The organism is Mycobacterium ostraviense, assembly GCF_002705925.1.
Lineage (GTDB): Bacteria > Actinomycetota > Actinomycetes > Mycobacteriales > Mycobacteriaceae > Mycobacterium > Mycobacterium ostraviense.
In genome coordinates this window covers 1-218 of the sequence record NZ_NKRE01000186.1, presented here as the reverse complement: position 1 = coordinate 218, position 218 = coordinate 1, and the positions used below count along the sequence as shown (strand labels likewise).

General features: G+C 59.6%; 1 pseudogene. It reads right to left on the bottom strand.

Going from position 1 to position 218, the window contains the following annotated elements:
- A pseudogene (locus tag CDN38_RS30145) lies at window positions 1-218 on the bottom strand (IS607 family element RNA-guided endonuclease TnpB); the annotation flags it as partial.

Here is a 218-nt window from a genome sequence, read left to right as displayed (position 1 = left end):
GGACGGCTCCACCCGCATGGCTTCGGTGGTGAAAGTGAAACTCTTGGCCGAGCGGCCTTTGCGTTTGAATCTCGGGAAGCCCATTTTCGGGCCGTCACGTTCACCAGTGCGTGAATCGTCCCAGTTAGACAGCGCCTCAGCGAGGTTGGCTACCGCGTTGGCGTACACCTCTTTACTGTTGTCCTGCCACCATGGGGAGCCATCGTCGCGTACCGCTA